This window comes from Natronomonas salina (genome assembly GCF_013391105.1).
GTDB classification, from domain to species: Archaea; Halobacteriota; Halobacteria; order Halobacteriales; family Haloarculaceae; genus Natronomonas; species Natronomonas salina.
Map to the genome: position 1 here is coordinate 2,298,353 of NZ_CP058335.1, position 19,137 is coordinate 2,317,489.

The window sequence follows — 19,137 nt, forward strand, 5'->3', positions numbered from 1 at the left end:
GGGTCAGTCCGCCGCTTCGCCCGCGCCTTCCGTCGTCTTCACCAGTTCGTTCACGAACCACAGCTTCAGCGCCATCGTCGCCGCCGTCGCCGCGACGGTCGCGGCCGGGCGGCGCCTGACCGCCGCGTAGACGTTGTAGCAGAACACCGGCACCTGCAGGAGGTTCAGCACCTGCGGGAACCCGAGGCCGAAGAGGGGCTCGCCCGCGTCGGTCCAGCGCTGTTCGGCCCGGACTACCCGCGACATCCAGGCGTCGGACTCGGTCTCCGGCTCGGCGAAGAGCACCGGATTGACGGCGAGGAACCCCAGAGTCCCGGCGAGCAACCGCCGGTCGCGGGCGTAGACGGCGAGTATCAGGACGGGGTAGGCGAGCAGGCGCGTCCACCCGCTCCAGGGGTTCGAGTGCCGCGCCCAGGCGTCGTCGGGGAGCACGGGATCACCGGACGACGGTGACGGGGACCGGCGACCGCCGCATCACGGTCTCGGCGACGCTCCCCACGAGGATCCGCGAGACGCCCGAGCGACCGTGGCTCCCCATCACGACGTGGTCGACGTCGTGCTCCTCGGCGTATTCGACGATGGTGCGGGCCGGCCGTCCGGACTCCACGGCGGTCTCGACGACCGTCGACGAGAGGTCGCCCGACTCCTCGGCCCGCTCGAGCGCGCGCTGGCAGAGCTCGTCGCCGCGCTCGACGGCCCGCTCGTGGGCGCCCGCGTCGTAGAAGTCGCCGTCGACCCCGGCGTAGATGCCCGTCATCGGGTCGACCACGTTCAGGACGGTTATCCGCTCGCCTGCGAAGGTCACCAGAGCGTGGTCGAGCGCCGCCCACGACTGTTCGGACCCGTCGATCGGTACGAGTACGTGCCTGGCCATGGGTCCGGGTAGGGACGCCCGGGTGAAATAACGCGGCGCCGACGCGACGGGCGCTCCCCGTCAGTCCTCGTGGCGCTCGCCGGCCGGGATGGCTATCTCCAGCCAGTTCTCCCGCGGCGGCAGCGGGCACTCGTAGGCGTCGCTGTACGCGCAGAAGGGGCTGTACGCGAGGTTGAAGTCCAGCGGGATGGTGGCGCCGTCCTCGAGTCCCCCGTCTCGCGGGTCGCTTCGCTCCCCGCTCGACGAATTCGCGTCGCTCCGCGACGCGCCCTCGTAATGGAGCTCCATGTACCGTCCGCCGGGGTAGGTCTGCTGGCCCGTCGTCTTGTCCCGGAACGGGACGAACAGCGACCCCCCGTCGTGGTCGACGCGCTGGTAGGCGACGAGCGTCTGTTCGGTGGTCTCTCCGGAGGCGTTCGGGACCTCGAAGTGCAGGCGGGCGGTGCGCTCGTACAGCTGTTCGCCGTCGGCGGTCGTCTCCATCGAGACGGTCTCGTCGCTGTCGTCGAGTTCGACCGTCGCTTCGACCCGGTAGTCGGGGGCGGGCTCGAAGTACTCGAGGCCGTCGAAGCCGTCGCGCTCCTCGGGCGGCAGCGGCGAGGCGCGGGCGTTCGCGAACTGCTCGTCCTTCTGGTCGCGGTAGGAGTCGAGTTCCTCGCGCCAGGCGTCGACGTCGAAGTCCATGTCCCGGACGTGGCGGCTCGGACGGATAAGCCGCCCGGCATCGGACGCTCCCGCCCTCGATCCGTCCGCCGCCAGAGGGAGCGGCGGCGCGCTGGCGGCCCCGAGACCTCGCCGTCCGACACGTCTTTAGGCGAAGGCGCGCCATCTTCGGGTGTGTCCTCCGCCGACGAACGGGAGCCGGTTCCCGACGACGAGGCCGACTGGCGAGCCATCTTCGGCCACCCGGAGCCGTACGACGACCAGGTCGACGGCATCGAGACGGCCGTCGAGACGGCCCGCGACGGCGGCTTCCTGGCCCTCGAGGGGGCCTGCGGGACCGGCAAGACGATGCTGGCGCTGACCGCCGGCGCCCACCTCGTCCGCGACCCCGACTCGAAGTACGAGCGCGTCTTCGTCCTCACGAGCGTCAAACAGCAGCTCCGGCAGTTCGAGGAGGACCTCAGGACCATCAACGCGAACCTCCCGGACGGCTGGAACCCCATCTCCGCGATGACGCTCGTCGGGAAGGCCGACGTCTGCCCGTACAACCTCGCGAACGCCGGCGGCATCGACGACTCGAACGTCTACGAGCGCTGCGAGGGGCTCCGCGACCGCACCCGGGCGCTGGCCGACGAGACGACCGCCGACTCCCTGGCCGCGAAGGCCCGCAGCCAGCAGGTCGGCCTCGCCGACTCCGGCGGCGGCGCCACGTACATGGAGGCCGCCGGCGAACCGACCCCCTACCCCCGGGAGACGCCCGAGGAGGGCGACCACGACGTCGAGTACTGCCCGTTCTACGCCCAGTACCTCGCGGACCTCCCGGAGGAGGGCGACCCCGTCGAGGCCGTCCCCTTCGACCACACCGAACTGGGCCTCATCGAGAGCGAGGACCTCGTCCGGCTGTCGGCCGGCCACGGCTCCTGTCCCCACTCCGTGATGGGCGCGCTGCTGCCGCACGTCGAGGTCCTCGTCGGGAACTACTACCACGCGTTCGACCCGACCACGGTGGAGTCGTTCACCGGCGCGCTCGTCGACGACGAGACGTTCCTGATCTGCGACGAGGCGCACATGCTCGAGCCGCGGGTCCGCGACCTCGTCGGCGACGGCGTCTCCGACCGCGCCCTGCGGGACGCCGAGAACGAGCTCTCCCGGGTCATCCAGCCGCTCGCCGCGATGGAAGAGGCCGGCCAGGGCGCCCGGCATGGCTCCGAGGCGAAGCAGGACGCCGCCGCCGTCCGCGACGAGCTGAACGAGACCGACGTGACCCTCGGCGAACTGCGCGACACCCGCCGGTTCCTGACCGCGCTGGCCGACGAACTCGACCGCCGCGTCACCGACCACCTCGACGAGGAGCAACCAGGCTGGCGGCGGAACCTCCCGGACCTCCGCGACGGCGAGATACCCCTGCGGGACCCCGAGGAGCCCGGCACCGACGAGCTGACCCGCTGGGCCGAGCGCAACGGCTTCGACGCGAAGGTCTGGACGCGCGCCGAGGCCGTCTGCGCCGTCGCCGGGCGCGTCCTCGACACCCTCGAGGAGGAGGACAAGCGCCGCGCGGCCCCGCCCGTCGGCCGGACGCTGGGGCTGTGGTACCGCGCCGACCACACCGACTTCTTCCGGGAGATCGAGCTCGAGCGGACCTGGGACGACACCCAGCCCGACGAGACCTGGCGGCGCGCCTACGTCGCCCGCTACTCGCTGCACAACTGCCTGCCGGCGGGCGCCATCGGCGAGCGCCTCGCCGACTTCGGCGGCGGCGTCCTGATGAGCGCGACGCTGGAGCCGCTGGACGTCTTCGCCGAGGTGACCGGCCTCCGGCACATCGAAGAGGAGGAGGACCGCCCCGTCGTCGAGCGGACCTACGGCCTCGAGTTCCCCGAGGAGAACCGCGCGTCCTTCGCCGTCGCCGCGCCGAAGTACACCTACTCGAACCGCGGCGACCCCGGCGAGGAGACCGACACCCGCCGCGCCTACGCCCGCGCCATCCGGCAGGTCGCGGCCTCGCCGGGGAACGTCCTCGTCGGGATGCCCTCCTACCGCGAGGCCGAGTGGGCCGCCGGGGTCCTCGACGATTGCGAGAAGGAGGTCCTCCTCGACGAGGCCACCGACGACGTGGCCACCGAGAGCCTCAAGCGGGAGTTCTTCGACGGCGAGGAGAAGGTCCTCGTGACCAGCCTCCGCGGCACCCTCACCGAGGGCGTCGACTACCGCGGCGACCGCCTCTCGGCGGCCATCGTCTGCGGCGTCCCCATCATCAACACCGCCAGCCCCCGGACCCGCGCCGTCCGGACCGCCTACGACCGCGCCTTCGGCGACGGCTTCCGCTACGCCCTCTCGGTACCCGCCGTCCGAAAGGCCCGCCAGGCCGTCGGCCGCGTCATCCGGGGGCCCGACGAGCGCGGCGTCCGGGTGCTGTGCGACGAACGGTACGCCCGCGAGTCGTGGGACAGCGTGCGCGACCTGCTCGGCGAGGCCGAGCGCGAGGAGTTCCAGCCCGTCAGCGCCGACATGCTCGACGTCGCGCTGGACCGGTTCTGGGAGTAGGTTCGCGTCGCTGTACTCGACGGCTCACTCCAGGACCCACGCGTCGTCGGGGTCGAACCCGACGGTCAGCCGGTCGGTTGCGGGCGGGTCGTCCAGCGCTACCACGACCCGCTGGCTCTCCCACTCGAGGTGCACCCGGGTCGTCTCCCCGAGGAACTCGCTGTGGACCACGTCGCCGGTCAGCCGGTTCTCGCCGGCGTCGACCGCGAACGCGCCGGGGCGGACGCAGAAGGTCACCCGGCCGTCCGGCGGGGTCTCCACCCGAGACAGTCGGAAATCGCTTCCCCCCACCCGGACCGACAACCCCTTCGTTTCACCTGGAGCCGCTGACCTGTCGGCGTCGACGACCCGACCATCGAAGACGTTGTTCTCGCCGAGGAACCCGGCGACGAACCGCGTTCGGGGACGGCGGTAGAGCTCCCGCGGGTAGCCGACCTGCTCGACGCGGCCGTCGGAGAGGACGGCCACGCGGTCGGAGATGGCCATCGCCTCCGCCTGGTCGTGGGTGACGTAGACGGTCGTGACGCCGAGGTCCCGCTGGATCTCGCGGACGTCGCGGCGGAGGCGCTCGCGGAGGCGGGCGTCGAGGGCGCTCATCGGCTCGTCGAGCAGCAGGAGGTCGGGGCCGGGCGCCAGCGCCCGCGCGAGGGCGACGCGCTGCTGTTGCCCGCCGGAGAGCGCGGTCGGGTCGCGGTCCTCGAACCCGCCGAGGCCGACGAGGTCGAGCAGTTCGGCGACGCGGGCCGCGTCGGTGCCGCCGCCCGGCGGGTCGGCGAAGCGCAGGCCGTAGGCGACGTTCTCGCCGACGGTCATGTGCGGGAACAGCGCGTAGCTCTGGAAGACGATGCCGACGTCGCGGTCCTCCGGGGGGACGCCGGCGACGTCCGCGCCGCCGAAGCGGACCGTCCCCTCGGTCGGCGCCTCGAAGCCCGCCAGCAGGCGGAGCGTGGTCGTCTTCCCGCACCCCGAGGGCCCGACGAGCGTGAAGAACTCGCCGTCCTCGACGGTCAGCGAGACGTCCTCGAGAGCCGTCGTGGCGCCGTAGCGCCGCGAGACCCCGTCGAGTTCGACCTTCATCGGCCGACCCTCCGTCCCACAACTCTCCCGCTCGTCGGTGCCATCACTCGAAGCCTCCGTAGGAGCCGACGCGCTCGATGATGACGAAGCTGGCGCCCGTGACGACGAGCAGGACCGACCCCATCGCGGTCGCGGGACCGAGCGTCCGGTCGGAGAGGTACCGCTCGACGGCGATCGGCATCGTGTAGGCGTCGCTGCCCTCCACGAGGACGACCGTGGCGTTGAACTCGCCGACGCTGATGGCGACGGCGAAGGCGGCGCCCGCTGCGACCGCCGGCGCGATCAGCGGGAGTTCGACGTCCAGCAGCGCCCGGGTCCGGGAGGCGCCGAGCGCCCGCGCCGACTCGACGAGGCGGCCGTCCATCGACGACAGCGCCGGCGTGACGGTGCGGACGACGAACGGGTAGGCGCCGACGGCGTGGGCGGCGACGATGGCGACCGCCCCGGTCACCCGCACCTCGTAGCCGAGGACGTCGACGCCGAAGACGACCGTCTGGAGCAGCCCGAGCCCGACGACGATACCCGAGACGGCGAACGGCAGCATCGCCAGCGTGCCGACGAGCCGCGCGGACAGGGTGTCCCGAGCGGTCGCCAGGGCGACGACGACGCCCATCGGCACCGCGAGGGCGAGCGTCCCCACGGCGAACAGCAGGGAATTACGGATGGCGAGGTCGGGCTGGGTGCCGACGGCGACGTCGCGGCGCGCCAGCAGGAACTCGTACCAGCGGAGGGTGAACTCGCCGCCGGCGTCGGTCACGCTCGCCAGCAGCATCGAGGCGACGGGGCCGACGAAGACTACCGCGACGACGAGGGCGTAGCCGGCGATGGCGGTCCGTTCCGGGAGGTCGGCCGCCGCGATTCGCCGGCGCGGGCGCGGCGCGACCTGCCGGGTGGCGGCCTGCGCCGACTCGTAGTGGAGGTAGGCGTAGGTCAGCCCGAGGGTGACGACCGCCTCGAGGACCGCGAGGGCAGCGGCCTCCTGCAGCCGGAGGCTCGTGATCCGATCGTAGAGCCACACCTCGACGGTGGCCAGCTGGAGCCCGCCCAGCGCGAGCACGATGGGAAACGACATGAACGTGAAGATGAACACGAGCAGCGCGCTCGTGAGGACGGCCGGGGCGAGCTGCGGCAGCACGACGTCCCGGAACGCCCGGGTCGGCGAGGCGCCGAGGCTCCGGGCGGTCTCGACCACCCGGGCGTCGACGCCCTCCCAGGCCGAGGCGACCACCCGGACGACGAGGGGGGCGTTGTAGAAGGCGTGGGCCAGCACGACGATCTTCAGGGTGAACATCAGCTCCAGGGTCGGCAGGCCGACGGCCGCCAGCGCGCGGTTCAGCGGGCCGTTCGTCCCGAACATCGCAGCGAAGCCGACCGCGACCATGATCGAGGGGAGGACGAACGGGACGAGCGTCAGCGAACGGATCGTTCGCCGGCCCGGGAACTCGTAGCGCGCGAGGACGTATGCGCCCGGCAGCCCGAGCGCGAGGCTGGCGAGCGTCGAGAGGACCGCCTGGTAGGCGGTGAACCGGAAGAGCCCCCAGTAGAACGGGTCGGTCGCGACGCCCCGGAGCGCGGCCAGCGACGGACGGCCGTCGACGACCACCGCCTCGACCAGCACGCTCGCCACCGGGTAGTACAGCAGCACGACGAGCAGCGCCGCCGTCGCCAGCCCGGCGACGACGAACGGCAGTTCGGCCCGCCGGAGCCGCCCGAGCCGGCGGCGCGGGCGCACCATCCGCTACTGGACCACCTGTCGGGCCCAGTCCTCGACCCAGCCGTCGAGGTTGCCGGCCAGCTCCTCGTAGGTGAAGGTGACCGGCTCCGGCGGCACGTGGGCGTACTGTTCGAACTCGTCGTCGAGTTCCGCGTCGTCGACCGCCGGGAACTGGACGTTCCGCATGGCGATCTCGCCCTGGGCCTCGGGCGTCAGCACGAACTCCATGAAGTCGGCGGTCGCCTCGGGGTCGCCGGCGTCGGCGAAGCGGGCCATCCCCTCGGGGTTGGCGTACCCCTGGTCGTTCAGGAACCCGACCTGGTGGCGCGTCAGGTCGTCGGTCTCCTGGCTGGCGAACACCTGGTCCGTCGAGTAGGAGACCACCATCGGGGCCTCCCCGGCGGTGTAGGCGTTGTAGGCGTCGTTCCACGACCCCAGGATCCTGACGTCGTTGTCCTCCAGATCCTGCCAGTAGTCGAGGTAGCCGTCCGGTCCGAACTCCTTGATCGTCCACAGCAGGAACGCCCGCCCCGGGTCGGAGTTCTGGGCGTTCTGGGCGATGAGGTCCCCGCGGTTCTCTTCGGCGGTGAGGTCCGCGAACGTCTGCGGTTCGACCTCGCTCTCGTCGTAGACGAGGCTGATGTAGCCGGTGTCGTAGGGGAGGACCCGGCCGTCGGGGTCGAACCGGAGCTCGTCGAGGATGCGGTCGCTCCCCTCGAGGTCGCCGTCGAGGGTGTCGAACAGCGGGTCGTCGAGCTCGTCGTCCACCCGGATCAGCTCGTCGACGTTGAGGCCGACGTAGCAGTCCGCCTCGACGTCGGCGCCCTCCCGGGCGCGCTGGATGTACTGGTTGACGCCGCTGTCGGGGACGGTGAACTCCACCTCGGCGTCGTGTTCGGACTCGAAGGCGTCCTTCAGCCACGGCCCGGCGGGGTCCGAACCGTCGACCATCGACTCGTAGGTGGCGACCGTCACGACCCCGTCGCCGCCGTTCCCTCCACCGGAGTCACCGAGACAGCCCGCCGTCGCCGCGATCGTCGCTCCGGCGCTCGCGAGGAAGGCTCGTCGTCTCATTACCTGGTGGTACCTCCGCGTGTACTTAAGTCGCGCGTTCGAGCCGCGGGAAACGGTTTTCCCACCGGGGGGTGAATCGCCGCGCGTGTCTTCCCTGCGCCGCCGCCGGTACGTTCTCGCCGGCCTGCTCGTCGCCGTCGGGCTGCTGGCGGCCGCCATCCTCTGGGAGGTCCTGGAGGTCGTCTTCTTCGCCATCACGGTCGCCTACGTCCTCTACCCCGTCCGCCAGCGGCTCGTCCACCGCGGCGTCTCCCGGCGGATCGCCAGCGCCCTCGTGACGACGCTGGCGTTCGTCGCCCTGGTGGCGCTGCTCGCACCGATCGCCTGGACGCTCTTCCGGCGCCGACAGGCGATCATCGACCTGCTGCGGGACCTCCCCGCGACCATCCCGGTCCAGGTGACGGGGTTCACCGTGGACGTCGACGTCGCCAGCGCCGTCGACTCGGCGGTGGTGTTCCTGCGCGAGGTCGCCGCCTCGCTGGCGCTGTCCTCGGTGGTCATCGCCCTCCAGCTGGCGCTGTTCACGTTCCTGCTGTACGGACTGCTGCTGCGGCCCAGCGCGGTGGGGCGGGCCGCCTTCGAGATCACGCCGCCGGAGTACCACGACGTCATCCGCGCGCTCCACCGGCGGACCGCCGGCACGCTGTACGCGCTGTACGTCATCCAGGCGGCCACGGCCGTCGTCACCTTCCCCATCGCCCTCGCCGTCTTCTACGGGCTCGGCTACGCCGACGCGTTCATGCTGGCGGTCATCGCGGCCATCCTCCAGTTCATCCCCATCGTCGGTCCGGGCGCCCTGGCCGTCGGGATGGCCGGCTACGACCTCGTCGCCGGCGTGCCGGAGCGGGCCGTCGCCGTCGCCATCCTCGGCCCCACCCTCATCGGGCTGCTGCCCGACGTCCTCGTCCGTCCGCGGCTGGCGACCAGCCGGGCGGACCTCTCGGCGAGCCTCTACTTCGTCGGGTTCGTCGGCGGCGTCCTCACCCTCGGCGTCATCGGCATCATCGCCGGACCGCTGGTCGTCGCCCTGCTCGTCGAGGTGGTCGACCTGCTGAGCGACGACCGGCGGCCGATCGAGGCCTGATCAGCGCTCCATCTCGCGTTCGAGCTCCCGGAGCTGCTCGATGCGCTTCTCCGTCGGCGGGTGCGTCGAGGCCAGCTTGCCGATGAATCCCGACCGGATGGGGATGATGAAGAAGGCGTTCATCTCGGCCTGGTCGCGGAGGTCCTCCTCGGGGACCTGGTCCATGCGGCCCGAGATCTTCATCAGCGCCGACGCCAGCGCCGACGGCTTGCCGGTGATGGTCACCGCCCCGCGGTCCGCCGAGTACTCCCGGTACCGCGAGAGCGCCCGGATCAGGAAGAACGAGACGACCCAGACGAGCAGCGAGACGATAATGGCGACGATGACCGGCGCCTGGTTCCGCCCGCGGCCGCCGAACAGCCAGCCCCACCGGACGATGATGAACGCCAGCGTCGAGAGGAACGACGCGATGGTCATGACCGCGACGTCGCGGTTCTTGACGTGGGCGAGTTCGTGGGCCAGCACGCCCTCGAGTTCGTCGTCGTCGAGCGTGTCGAGCAGAGCGGTCGTCACGCAAACCGCCGAGTTCGAGGGCGACCGCCCCGTCGCGAAGGCGTTGGGGGTGCGGCTGTTCGCGACGGCCACCGTCGGCTTCGGCAGGTCGGCCTGCTGGGAGAGCCGGCCGACCTGCGCGTGGAGCCGGGGGTACTCGTCCTCGGAGACCGTCTTCGCACCCATCGACCGGAGCGCGAGCTTGTCGCTGAAGAAGTACTGGAACAGCGAGAAGCCGCCCATCAGGACGACCGGGACCAGCAGGTTCCCGAAGTACAGCGTCAGGATGCCGACGAAGACGATGTAGAGAGCGAACAGGAGGAACATGGTGAACCCCATCCGGAACCGGAGTCCCCAGTCTGGTTGCCACTGCATACGCCGCCGTTCGGTCCGCTCGGGTTAAAGCTTCACGCGCTCGGGTCGCGGGTCGGCGAATCCTCGCGGGGACACAAAGCACTTACCGGTTTCCTCGAAGGGAAGACCATGCGGGCCCCGACTCCCCACTTCGCCGCGCTGCTCTGCCTGGTCTGCGTCGGGCTCGCGGTCGGTACCGCGCCGGCCGCGGCCGCCGACGGCGACGTGTCGCTGTATCAGGCCGCCGACGACGTCGACGACGCGGCCGACCTCGAGGCGGCCGTCGCGGACGGCTCCGCCGCGCCGGCGGAGAAACTCGTCGCCGGCGACGGCCTCGGCGTCGTCGTCGAGTCCGACCGCCTCGCGAGCGACCTCGAGAACCGCAGCGGGTCGACGACCGAGCGGTTCTTCGCGGCCCTGGACGGCGAGGCCGACCTCCGGGTCGTCCAGGCCGACCCGGCCTCCGACCGCGCCGCGAAGCGAACCCGTCTCGGCCCCGAGAACGCGACGGTTCACCGCAACGGGTCGACCGTCTACGTCCTCGCCGACACCGGCGGGCTCACCTTCGAGCGCGCCGGCGATGACGACGGCGAGCCGGAACCCCTCCGCGACGACGAGCGCTACGCGTTCACCTTCGGCTACGACCTCGACGAGACGGCCGCCGACGGCCCCGCGGTCGACCTGTACACGACCCCCAGCGAGTTCAACACCGGCTCGACGAACTGGTTCGCGCCGCTGCCGCCCGAGGAGGTGCGGCGCTCGGTGACGGTCAACGTCGAGCCCGAGGAGCGCCACGTCGCGCGGATCACCCTCGAGGACGGCCGCGAGGTGACCGACGCGGTCGGGCCGGTGGAGTGGGCCGAGAAGCCGGGCGTCACGCTCGACCTCCGCGACGTCGAGCCCGGGACCGACTACACCCTCGAGCTGCTCCACGACGGCGAGGTCGTCGACAGCTACGAGGGGACCGTCCGGGAACCCGAGGCGACGGTGACGAACGTGTCCGTGACCGTGGTGAACAACTGGACGGCCGTCAACGCCACCGCGAACCTCTCGCACGGCGGCGAGGTCCGCGTCGTCAACGAGGACGGCGACCGCCTCGGCTGGTCGGCCGTGCCGCCGAGCGCCGAGACCCACGTCTCGGTCCGGCTCCGTGGCTCCGCCGAGGAGCTCGTCGTGAAACCGGCCCGGGAGGTCGGCGCCGACGAGCGGTTCTACGCCGGGTCGTGGACGACCATCGACGCCAGCGACCTCGAGATACGCGACCCGCTGGCGTCGCCGACACCGACGCCGATGGACACCGCGACCGCCACGCCGACCGGGACGGCGACGGACGCTTCGACGGCCAGCGACGCCAGCCCCGAGGAGGACCAGCCCGGCTTCGGCGTCGGTCTCGGCGTCGTGGCGCTGCTGGCCACCGCCCTCCTGGCTCGGCGGCGAGCCTAGAAGTTCGCCACGGTGCCGTCCTTTCTGGGTTCCGTCGCGCCCGACAGCGTGCCGTCCTCGTTGCGGACGACCTGCGCGCCGCCGAACATCCCGGGCGAGAGGACCTCGAGGTCGTGGCCGCGCCGGAGGAGGCCGTTCTGGACCGCGGTCGGCATCCGCGCCTCGACGGCGAGGCGGCCGTCCTCGCGGTAGCGCCACCGCGGGCTGTCGAGGGCTTCCTGCAGCGTCTGGCCGTCGTCGAGCATCCCGACGAGCGTCTGGAGGTGCCCCTGCGGCTGCATGTACCCGCCCATGACGCCGAAGGCCGACCAGTCGTCCGCGCCGCGCTTCAGGAGCCCCGGGATGAGCGTGTGGAAGGGCTTCTTCCCCGGCTCCAGGCGGTTCGGGTGGTCGTCGTCCAGCGAGAAGGAGGCCCCGCGGTTCTGCAGGGCGATCCCGGTGTCGCCGGCGACGAGGCCGCTGCCGAACCCGGCGAAGCGGGAGTTGATGTAGGAGACGACGTTGCCCTCGCCGTCCCCGACGCACAGCAGGACGGTGTCGGCGTCCTCGGCGTGTGCATCCGGCACACCGAAGCTGACGTCCGAGGCCGTCTCGCCGACGTTCGCGGCGCGCTGCTCCGCCCACGCCTCGGAGGCCAGCGGCGGGATCTCCTCGAAGTCGGGGTCGGTGATGTAGCGGTGGCCGTCGTGGAAGGCGAGCTTCATCGCCTCCGCGAGGTAGTGGACCCGCGCGGCGGATCCGGCCGGATGCTCGCGAGCGCCGAGCTCCTCGGCGATGTTCAGCGCCTCCAGCGCGATGAGCCCCTGGTTGTTCGGTGGGAGCTCGTAGACCTCCGCGTCCCCGTAGGTCGTCGACACGGGCTCGGGGTACTCGACCTCGAAGTCCGCGAGGTCGTCGACGGTCAGGAAGCCGCCCGCCGCCTGGACCTCCTCGGCGATGGCCTCGGCGACGTGGCCCTCGTAGACGACGTCGGCGCCTTCCTCGGCGATGGCCCGCATCGTCTCCCCGAGGTTCTCCAGCCGAACCGTCTCGCCCGGCCGCGGCGCCCGTTCGCCGTCGACCAGGTAGTGCTCGCGGGCGTGCTCGGACTCGAAGAGCTCCTCGCCGTGTTCCCAGGCGCTCGCGATGACCTCGGTCACCGGGTACCCCTCCGTGGCGTAGCCGATAGCGGGTTCGAGGACGTCCGCCAGCGAGAGCCGGCCGAACTCCTCGACGGTGGCCTCCCAGCCGCGGGCGGTCCCCGGCACCGTGACCGCGTGGGGGCCGGTCTGCGGCATCTCGGCCGCCTCGGGTTCGACGCCCTGCTCGTCGGCGACGGCCTCGCGGACGTTCTCCCGGGTGGCGTTCGACGGTGCGCTCCCGCAGGCGCGCATCGCGCCGACCTCGCCGTCGGCGCTGCGGTAGAGCATGAACACGTCGCCGCCGAGGCCCGTCGAGGTGGGCTCGGTGACGTTCAGCGTCGCGGCGGTCGCCACGGCCGCGTCGAAGGCGTTGCCGCCGTCCTGCAGCGTCCGCAGGCCGGCCTGGGCGGCCAGCGGCTGGCTCGTCGCGACGGCCCCGTTCGGTCCGTAGACGGTCGAGCGCCGCGACCCGAACTCGTCGACTGAGGGGTTCTCCATACCCGGCCTGCGGACCCCGGCGGTATAGGAACCACGGCTCCGGCGGGCCGCTCCACTTCCGCTCCCCCGTCGACGAATCGGAAACGACAGCGAATAGACCGGTTCGGCAGGGTTCGGACAAGCCGCGCGCCGGTCCGCGAGCGGTAGCGACTTCCGGTAGACCCCGCCGCCCTCCGGCAGTTCCGTCGAAGTGTCCAGTTTCACCGCGGCCTCGAAAGCGATTGATTACGCTTCCTCCCCTGCGTATCTATATGGACCTTCGAGTGGCAACCGACGGTAGCAGCGATCGGGACGCTCAGCAGGTCGTCGTCGACAGCGACGACCCGACGGCCCGCTGGCGGTGGCGCTGCCCGAACCGCCACTGCGACTGGGAGCCGACGAACAGCCACATCTGGTGTGCGACCTGCGCGTCGCTGCACGACGTCGACCCCGAGTACTGGGAGCTGCTGGACACCAAGACCGGCGAGCGCGTCCCCTGGGGGACGGTGGAGTTCCGATGAGCCTCCTGGACGCCCTCCTGGTCCGCGTCGGCGCGGTGCTGCTGGCCGCCGCCGTCCCGCTGTCGACGCTCGCGGTGGTGGCCGTCGTCCAGGCGCTCGTGGCCGTGCCGGCCGTCCAGGTCGGCGGGGCGGCGCTGCGTCCGACGGAGGCCGTCGCGGCCGTCGCGGTGGGGCAGCTCGCCGTCCGGCTCTACCGGCTGAACACGGGTCGGACGTGGCCGGAGTGACGCGCAGACGGGGGCTCGCCGCGGCGCTCCCGCGCCGTTTAAACGCCTCCGCCATCTACGACCGCCAATGAGTTCCAGTTCCCGCTCGGGGGAGTTCTGCCCGCGCTGCGGCGACCCCGTCGAGCGGCCGGCGGACGCCGACCTCCCCGGCGGACAGCAGGACCCGGACGCCGTGCTCTGCGACGCCTGCTACTTCGAGGACTTCGACCTCGTCGACGCGCCGGACCGCATCGAGGTCCGCGTGTGCAGCCGGTGCGGCGCCGTCCACCGCGGCAACCGCTGGGTCGACGTCGGCGCCCGCGACTACACCGACATCGCCGTCGAGGAGACCGCCGACCGGCTGGCGGTCCACGTCGACGCCCGCGACGTCGATTGGGGCGTCGAGCCCGAGCAGGTCGACCAGAACACCATCCGGATGCACTGCCTGTTCACCGGGTTCATCCGCGACACCCCGCTGCAGGAGGAGGTGACGGTCCCCGTCTACGTCTCCCGGGAGACCTGCGACCGCTGCGGCCGCATCGCCGGCGACTACTACGCCTCCATCGTCCAGGTGCGGGGGACCGACCGGACGCCGACCGAGGCGGAGAACGACCGCGCCGTCGAGATCGCGGAGTCCTACGTCGCCGAGCGCGAGGCGACCGGCGACCGCGACGCGTTCATCACCGAGACGAACCGGACGAAGGACGGCGTCGACATGAAGATCTCGACGAACCAGCTCGGCCAGGGCGTCGCCAACCACGTCGTCCGCGAGCTCGGCGGGTCGGTCTCGGAGGCCCCGACACTCGTCACCGAGGACGGCGACGGCAACGAGGTCTACCGCGTCACCTTCACCGCCCGCCTGCCGCCGTTCACGCCGGGCGACGTCATCGACCTCGACGACGGCGACGGCCCCGTCCTGGTGACCAGCGCCCACGGCAACCTCAAGGGCCGGCGCCTGGAGACCGGCGCGCGCTACGAGGCGTCCTTCGAGGAGGGCATCGACCCGGACGCCCGCAAGATCGGGACGCGCGAGGACGCCGAGCCCACGACGGTCGTCGCCGTCGAGGACGACCGCGCCGTCCAGGTGCTCGACCCCGAGACCTTCGAGTCGAAGACCGTCCCGCGACCCGACTACATGGACCCCGACGCCGACGAGGTGCCCGTCCTGAAGCACCGCGACGGGCTGCACGTGCTACCCGACGACTCCGACGATGAGTGAGGGCAGCGAGGGCGAGCAAAGCGAGCCCTCGGAACGGGCGAGCGGTGACGCAGGAGCCGCGAGCGACGCGGGCGAGCGAAACGGGCCCGACGACCCCGAACTGGCCGCCATCGTCGAGCAATCGCGGACCGAGACGACCATCGACGAGCTTCGCGAAGAGGGTGTCTACGACCCGACGCGCAGCGTCCGACCGCACGAGGGCGACCGGGTAGCGATCCCGGTCGTCGCCGCTCCCGCCGAGACCACCGTCGACGAGGTCCGGGCCGTCGAGCTACCGCGCCGCGAGCGCGGCCTCGAGGACCTGCTGGCCGGCCGCGGGTTCACCGACGACGAGATCGCCGCGGCGCCCGCCTCCTGGGCGGTCGTCGGCAGCGTCGTCCTCGCGGACTTCGGGGACGTCTCCGCCGAGGGCGCGCTGTCCGCCGACCGCCGCGAGGCCGTCGGCGACGCCCTGCTGGATCTGCACGGCGAGGCAGACACCGTCCTCGCCCGCGGCGGCGTCTCCGGGACCCGGCGGGAGCCGTCCGCCGAGGTCGTCGCCGGCAGCGGCGAGACGGAGACCGTCCACGTCGAGCACGGCACGAAGTACGCGCTGGACCTCTCGCGGGTGATGTTCTCGCCGGGCAACGAGGCCGAGCGCGTCCGGATGGGCGAGGTCGTCGAGCCGGGCGAGCGCGTCTTCGACATGTTCGCCGGCGTCGGCTACTTCGCGCTGCCGATGGCGCGGGCGGGCGCCGACGTGACCGCCGCCGAGATCAACCCCGAGGCCTACCGCCTGCTCGTCGAGAACGCGATGCTCAACGGCGTCTCCGACCGCGTCCGGGCGGTCCTCGGGGACTGCCGCGACGTCGAGACGACCGCCGACCGGGTGGTGATGGGCTACTACGACGCTTCCGAGTACCTGGACGCCGCGCTGGCGGCGCTCGTCCCCGGCGGCACCCTCCACCTCCACGAGGCGACGCCCGAGGACCTGTTCCCCGAGCGCCCGATCGAGCGGCTCGAAGCGGCGGCCGCCGAGGCCGGCCGAGAGGTGGAGGTCCTGGAGACGACCGTCGTGAAGTCCCACAGCGCCGGCGTGGTCCACGGCGTCGTCGACGCGCGGGTGGACTGACCGAACGCCCCCGCCCGGCAACCCCTTTGTGGGTGGCCGTCACACACCGGAGCATGCACGTAGACTGCGGCACGCTCGTCGACGGCGACGGCCGGGTGCTGGAGGACGCCAGGTTCCGCGTCGAGGACGGCACAATCGTCGAGGCCGGCCCGCGGGAGGAGATCGACACCGAGGGCGACCGGATCGACCACTCCGGGGCGGTCGTCGTCCCCGGGTTCGTCGACGCCCACGTTCACATGCAGGGCCTGCGGACGATGGACCCGCGGGACTGGGCGCTGGCCGACGAGACGGCCTGCGCCGCCCGCGCGACGGCCGACTGCCGGCGGCTGCTCGAGGCGGGATTCACCGCCGTCCGGGACCTCGGCAGTTCCGTCGCCCTGGGGCTCCGGGAGGCCGTCGAATCGGGCGACGTCCCGGGGCCGCGCATCTACACCAGCGGCCGCTCCATCTCCCAGACCGGCGGCCACGGGGACGCCCACTTCCTGCCGTACGAGTGGTCCCGCGGCGGCGGGCTCGGCATCTCCGAGCTGGCCGACGGCCCCGACGAGTGCCGGAAGACCGCCCGCAAGCGCATCCGCGAGGGCGTCGACTGCCTGAAGATCATGACCACCGGGGGCGTGCTCTCCGAGAAGGACTCCCCGGGCCAGGCGCAGTACACCGACGCCGAGATCCGGGCGTTCACCGAGGAGGCCGACCGCGTCGGCATCCCCGTCGCCAGTCACGCCCAGGGCACCGAGGGCGTGCTGGCGGCCCTGGACAACGGCGTCGACACCATCGAGCACGGCTTCTACCTCGACGACGCGGCCGTCGAGCGCCTGCTGGAGACCGACGCGACGCTCGTGCCGACGCTTGCCATCATGTTCCGCATCGTCGAGGAAGGCGCCGACCACGGCGTCCCCGAGTACGGCCTCCGGAAGGCCGAGGAGGCGTTCGAGGCGCACGTCGAGTCGACGCGGCGCGCCTACGAGGCCGGCGTCCCCGTCGCGACCGGGACGGACTTCCTGGGCCCGGAGCTGATCCCCCATGGCGAGAACGCCCTGGAGCTGGAGCTGCTGGTCGAGGAGATCGGCCTCTCGCCCGTCGAGGCCGTCGAGGCCGCGACCGGCGTCGCGGGGCGGACGGTCCCCGACGACGTGGGGGCGCTGACGCCCGGCGCCCACGCCGACTTCGTCGTCCTCGGGAGCGACCCGCGGGACGGCATCGAGGCCGTGCGGGACGTCGAGACCGTCTACAGGGCCGGCGAGCGCGTCGTTCCAGACCGATAGCTTATACCGGGGGAACGACAAACGCCGGCCATGGACCGACAGAAAGCGATCGCGCTGCTGTTCGCCTTCCTCATGGTGATGTGGATGGTGGCCACCGCGGCGACCCTCCTCTAGCCGTCGCCCCAGACGTCCGACAGCGGGTGGTCGTCGATGGACCCGGAGCGGCGCGCGCTCGCCGACGAGCGCGACTCCGTGCGGGTCGAGGCGGGCTCCGTCGTCGAGCCGTCGCCGGCGACCGAGTCGGGGTCGAACGGCGGCAGGTCGGGGCGGCTCGTGCGGTCGACCTGCTCCTCGAACCACTCCGGCATGTCGTGGCGGGAGCGCTCGAAGAGGTCGAGCAGCGACGAGTCCGCGAGGTACGTCGCGCCGTAGTCGTCGGGCGCGCGGACGACGCGGCCGCAGGCCTGGATGACCGTCCGGAGGGCGGTCCGGTAGTACCAGCCCCACTGGTCGTCCTCGAGCCGCTGGGCGACCCGGGAGTCGTTCGTGTTCGGGTACGGCGCCTTGCAGAGCACCTGCCAGCGGCAGAGGTCGCCCTTCAGGTCGAGGGCCTCCTCCATCTTCACGGAGACGAAGACGTCGGCCCCGTCGCTGCGCTTCCACCCGGACAGCGCGGCGTCGCGGTTCTCGCGGTCGTGGCCCCGGATGCGCGCCGAAACGCCGAAGTCGTCGAACAGCTCGTGGAGGCGGTCGGCGATGGCGTAGGAGTGGGCGTGGATCAGCCCCTTCTCGTCGGGGTGCTTCGCCATCAGCCGGACGACGGTGCGGGCGACCTTCGGCAGCGTCTCGTCGCGGTCCTCGTAGGTCATCTTCCCCTGCGTGACGTCGTACAGCGGCCGGTTCTCGACGGGGAAGGTGTGCGGGACGTCGACCAGGGCGACGGTGTCGGGATCCAGCCCCGCCCCGCGGCAGAAGGCGTCCTTGTTGAGGATGGTCGCCGACAGCAGCGCGAACTTCTCGCCGCGGTCCCAGACCGTGTGGTGGAGGTAGCGGGCGGGGTCCAGCGGCTTGACCGTGATGGCGAGGTTCTCCGACTGGTCGGCGACCCATGTGGTGGGGCTCTCGATGTCCCGGAGGTCCTCGAGGAACCACTTCAGGTCGCGGACGAGCTCCGCGAGGCGGTCGCGCTCCTCGGCTTCCGACGGCGTGAGTTCGACCTCCCCGCGGAGCTCCTCCTGGCGGCGCGAGCAGGTGCCGAGGAGCCGCTCGGCGTAGTCCTCGACGTCCCCAAGCCCGTCGATCTCCGGGGGCTCGCAGCCGTCCCAGACCGGGACGCTCGACGGCGACAGCTCGATGGCCGCGTACATCTCGGCCCACTCGGCGAGCCCGTGGGCCTCGTCGACGACCACGACGTCGCGCTTGCCGAAGACGTCGCTGCCGGCGGTCTGCATGAAGTACGCGAGCGTCATCGCGGCGATCGACCGGTTCGACGCGATCGACCGGTCCGAGAAGTACGGACACCGGTGCTTGACCGGGCAGTTGAAGCCGCGCTCGCGGGCGCAGGGGGCCTTGTTCACCGGCGTCGAGGTCTCGCCGGGGAGGATGCAGGAGTAGTTGGACTTCCCGCGGATGACGCTGAGGTCCTCGAGCAGTTCGTCCCCCGCGACGTCGTCGAGCTGGGAGACCTGCGGCGTCGTGTAGTAGGCGCCGACGGGCCGGACGCCGGCGACCTCGTCGTCGGAGCCGTCCGAGGAGCCGGGCTGGCGGGCGCAGCCGGCGATGGCGCGGGCGAGCAGCGACTTGCCGCTGCCGGTCGGCGCGCGCACCAGGACGACGTCGTTGCCCGCCTCGAAGGCGTCGCGGATGTCGCTGAGGGCCTGCTCCTGTGCTCCCCGGAACGAGGGCGCGGGGAACTCCTCGACGATACGCGACGGGTCCACACCGAATCGAACGAGGGC

17 protein-coding genes are annotated in these 19,137 nt (G+C 72.0%); 8 read left to right on the forward strand and 9 right to left on the reverse strand.

The window, feature by feature from the left end; all coding sequences use genetic code 11:
• Positions 1-3: 3 nt before the first annotated feature.
• Genes HWV07_RS12020 through HWV07_RS12030 form a run of 3 tightly spaced genes read right to left on the reverse strand, consistent with a single transcriptional unit; the run spans position 4 to position 1,558 of the window.
• The gene (locus tag HWV07_RS12020) at positions 4-432 is read right to left on the reverse strand and encodes a DUF6653 family protein (RefSeq protein WP_178334531.1); all 429 of its coding nucleotides are present in this window, start codon (positions 430-432) and stop codon (positions 4-6) included.
• 4 nt (positions 433-436) lie between these two features.
• Complete coding sequence (locus HWV07_RS12025; protein ID WP_178334532.1) at positions 437-874, reverse strand: universal stress protein; 438 nt, start codon at positions 872-874, stop codon at positions 437-439.
• 60 nt (positions 875-934) lie between these two features.
• Positions 935-1,558 (reverse strand): DUF1684 domain-containing protein, encoded by a 624-nt coding sequence (locus HWV07_RS12030; protein WP_178334533.1) that lies wholly within the window; start codon positions 1,556-1,558, stop codon positions 935-937.
• Positions 1,559-1,711: 153 nt separating this feature from the next.
• Between HWV07_RS12030 and HWV07_RS12035 the strand changes: the two genes are divergently transcribed.
• A complete protein-coding gene (locus tag HWV07_RS12035; protein ID WP_178334534.1) occupies positions 1,712-4,081 on the forward strand; it encodes an ATP-dependent DNA helicase in 2,370 nt (789 codons plus the stop codon).
• A 24-nt stretch (positions 4,082-4,105) separates the two neighbouring features.
• Here HWV07_RS12035 and HWV07_RS12040 read toward each other — a convergent pair whose 3' ends face one another.
• Genes HWV07_RS12040 through HWV07_RS12050 form a run of 3 tightly spaced genes read right to left on the reverse strand, consistent with a single transcriptional unit; the run spans position 4,106 to position 7,946 of the window.
• Entirely contained in the window at positions 4,106-5,158 is a 1,053-nt protein-coding gene (locus tag HWV07_RS12040) for an ABC transporter ATP-binding protein (RefSeq protein WP_178334535.1), read from the reverse strand.
• Between the two features lie 43 nt (positions 5,159-5,201).
• A complete protein-coding gene (locus HWV07_RS12045; protein WP_178334536.1) occupies positions 5,202-6,893 on the reverse strand; it encodes an ABC transporter permease in 1,692 nt (563 codons plus the stop codon).
• 3 nt (positions 6,894-6,896) lie between these two features.
• The gene (locus HWV07_RS12050) at positions 6,897-7,946 is read right to left on the reverse strand and encodes a thiamine ABC transporter substrate-binding protein (RefSeq protein WP_178334537.1); all 1,050 of its coding nucleotides are present in this window, start codon (positions 7,944-7,946) and stop codon (positions 6,897-6,899) included.
• Between the two features lie 85 nt (positions 7,947-8,031).
• Here HWV07_RS12050 and HWV07_RS12055 point away from each other — a divergent pair, with 85 nt between their 5' ends.
• Positions 8,032-9,030 carry an AI-2E family transporter gene (locus HWV07_RS12055; RefSeq protein ID WP_178334538.1) on the forward strand — a complete coding sequence of 333 codons (999 nt, stop codon included), beginning with the start codon at positions 8,032-8,034 and terminating at the stop codon, positions 9,028-9,030.
• Here the strand turns inward: HWV07_RS12055 and htpX are convergent, their stop codons facing one another.
• Entirely contained in the window at positions 9,031-9,897 is an 867-nt protein-coding gene (gene htpX / locus HWV07_RS12060; RefSeq protein WP_178334539.1) for a zinc metalloprotease HtpX, read from the reverse strand.
• 108 nt (positions 9,898-10,005) lie between these two features.
• On the opposite strand from htpX, the gene HWV07_RS12065 reads away from it, so the two are divergent.
• On the forward strand, positions 10,006-11,319 hold the full coding sequence (locus HWV07_RS12065; protein ID WP_178334540.1) for a PGF-CTERM sorting domain-containing protein: 1,314 nt from the start codon (positions 10,006-10,008) through the stop codon (positions 11,317-11,319).
• Here the strand turns inward: HWV07_RS12065 and ggt are convergent.
• Positions 11,316-12,938: a gamma-glutamyltransferase gene (ggt, locus tag HWV07_RS12070; RefSeq protein ID WP_178334541.1), complete on the reverse strand. Its 1,623-nt coding sequence runs from the start codon at positions 12,936-12,938 to the stop codon at positions 11,316-11,318. The genes HWV07_RS12065 and ggt overlap by 4 nt on opposite strands.
• Before the next feature lie 251 nt (positions 12,939-13,189).
• Here ggt and HWV07_RS12075 point away from each other — a divergent pair, with 251 nt between their 5' ends.
• The 5 genes from HWV07_RS12075 to HWV07_RS12095 all read left to right on the forward strand — a co-directional run bounded on the left by HWV07_RS12075 (position 13,190) and on the right by HWV07_RS12095 (position 17,239).
• Positions 13,190-13,438 (forward strand): hypothetical protein, encoded by a 249-nt coding sequence (locus tag HWV07_RS12075; RefSeq protein WP_178334542.1) that lies wholly within the window; start codon positions 13,190-13,192, stop codon positions 13,436-13,438.
• Complete coding sequence (locus tag HWV07_RS12080; protein WP_178334543.1) at positions 13,435-13,665, forward strand: hypothetical protein; 231 nt, start codon at positions 13,435-13,437, stop codon at positions 13,663-13,665. The genes HWV07_RS12075 and HWV07_RS12080 overlap by 4 nt, the downstream gene beginning before the upstream one ends.
• 67 nt (positions 13,666-13,732) lie before the next feature.
• Complete coding sequence (locus tag HWV07_RS12085; RefSeq protein WP_178334544.1) at positions 13,733-14,863, forward strand: 60S ribosomal export protein NMD3; 1,131 nt, start codon at positions 13,733-13,735, stop codon at positions 14,861-14,863.
• Positions 14,856-15,974: a class I SAM-dependent methyltransferase gene (locus HWV07_RS12090; protein ID WP_178334545.1), complete on the forward strand. Its 1,119-nt coding sequence runs from the start codon at positions 14,856-14,858 to the stop codon at positions 15,972-15,974. Before HWV07_RS12085 ends, HWV07_RS12090 begins: the two co-directional genes overlap by 8 nt.
• Before the next feature lie 53 nt (positions 15,975-16,027).
• Positions 16,028-17,239, forward strand: a complete 1,212-nt coding sequence (locus HWV07_RS12095; protein WP_178334546.1) for a metal-dependent hydrolase family protein — start codon at positions 16,028-16,030, stop codon at positions 17,237-17,239.
• Positions 17,240-17,349: 110 nt separating this feature from the next.
• On the opposite strand, the gene HWV07_RS12100 is transcribed toward HWV07_RS12095, so the two are convergent.
• The gene (locus HWV07_RS12100) at positions 17,350-19,119 is read right to left on the reverse strand and encodes a helicase C-terminal domain-containing protein (protein ID WP_178334547.1); all 1,770 of its coding nucleotides are present in this window, start codon (positions 19,117-19,119) and stop codon (positions 17,350-17,352) included.
• Between the last annotated feature and the right edge of the window lie 18 nt (positions 19,120-19,137).

What these genes read in the sequence shown, in the direction of transcription:
- HWV07_RS12025 (WP_178334532.1), bottom strand. Translation starts at nt 874, where the DNA reads ATGGCCAGGCACGTACTCGTACCGATCGACGGGTCCGAACAGTCGTGG.
- HWV07_RS12030 (WP_178334533.1), bottom strand. Translation starts at nt 1,558, where the DNA reads ATGGACTTCGACGTCGACGCCTGGCGCGAGGAACTCGACTCCTACCGC.
- HWV07_RS12040 (WP_178334535.1), bottom strand. Translation starts at nt 5,158, where the DNA reads ATGAAGGTCGAACTCGACGGGGTCTCGCGGCGCTACGGCGCCACGACG.
- HWV07_RS12045 (WP_178334536.1), bottom strand. Translation starts at nt 6,893, where the DNA reads ATGGTGCGCCCGCGCCGCCGGCTCGGGCGGCTCCGGCGGGCCGAACTG.
- HWV07_RS12050 (WP_178334537.1), bottom strand. Translation starts at nt 7,946, where the DNA reads ATGAGACGACGAGCCTTCCTCGCGAGCGCCGGAGCGACGATCGCGGCG.
- htpX (WP_178334539.1), bottom strand. Translation starts at nt 9,897, where the DNA reads ATGCAGTGGCAACCAGACTGGGGACTCCGGTTCCGGATGGGGTTCACC.
- HWV07_RS12065 (WP_178334540.1), top strand. Translation starts at nt 10,006, where the DNA reads ATGCGGGCCCCGACTCCCCACTTCGCCGCGCTGCTCTGCCTGGTCTGC.
- ggt (WP_178334541.1), bottom strand. Translation starts at nt 12,938, where the DNA reads ATGGAGAACCCCTCAGTCGACGAGTTCGGGTCGCGGCGCTCGACCGTC.
- HWV07_RS12075 (WP_178334542.1), top strand. Translation starts at nt 13,190, where the DNA reads ATGGACCTTCGAGTGGCAACCGACGGTAGCAGCGATCGGGACGCTCAG.
- HWV07_RS12080 (WP_178334543.1), top strand. Translation starts at nt 13,435, where the DNA reads ATGAGCCTCCTGGACGCCCTCCTGGTCCGCGTCGGCGCGGTGCTGCTG.
- HWV07_RS12085 (WP_178334544.1), top strand. Translation starts at nt 13,733, where the DNA reads ATGAGTTCCAGTTCCCGCTCGGGGGAGTTCTGCCCGCGCTGCGGCGAC.
- HWV07_RS12090 (WP_178334545.1), top strand. Translation starts at nt 14,856, where the DNA reads ATGAGTGAGGGCAGCGAGGGCGAGCAAAGCGAGCCCTCGGAACGGGCG.
- HWV07_RS12095 (WP_178334546.1), top strand. Translation starts at nt 16,028, where the DNA reads ATGCACGTAGACTGCGGCACGCTCGTCGACGGCGACGGCCGGGTGCTG.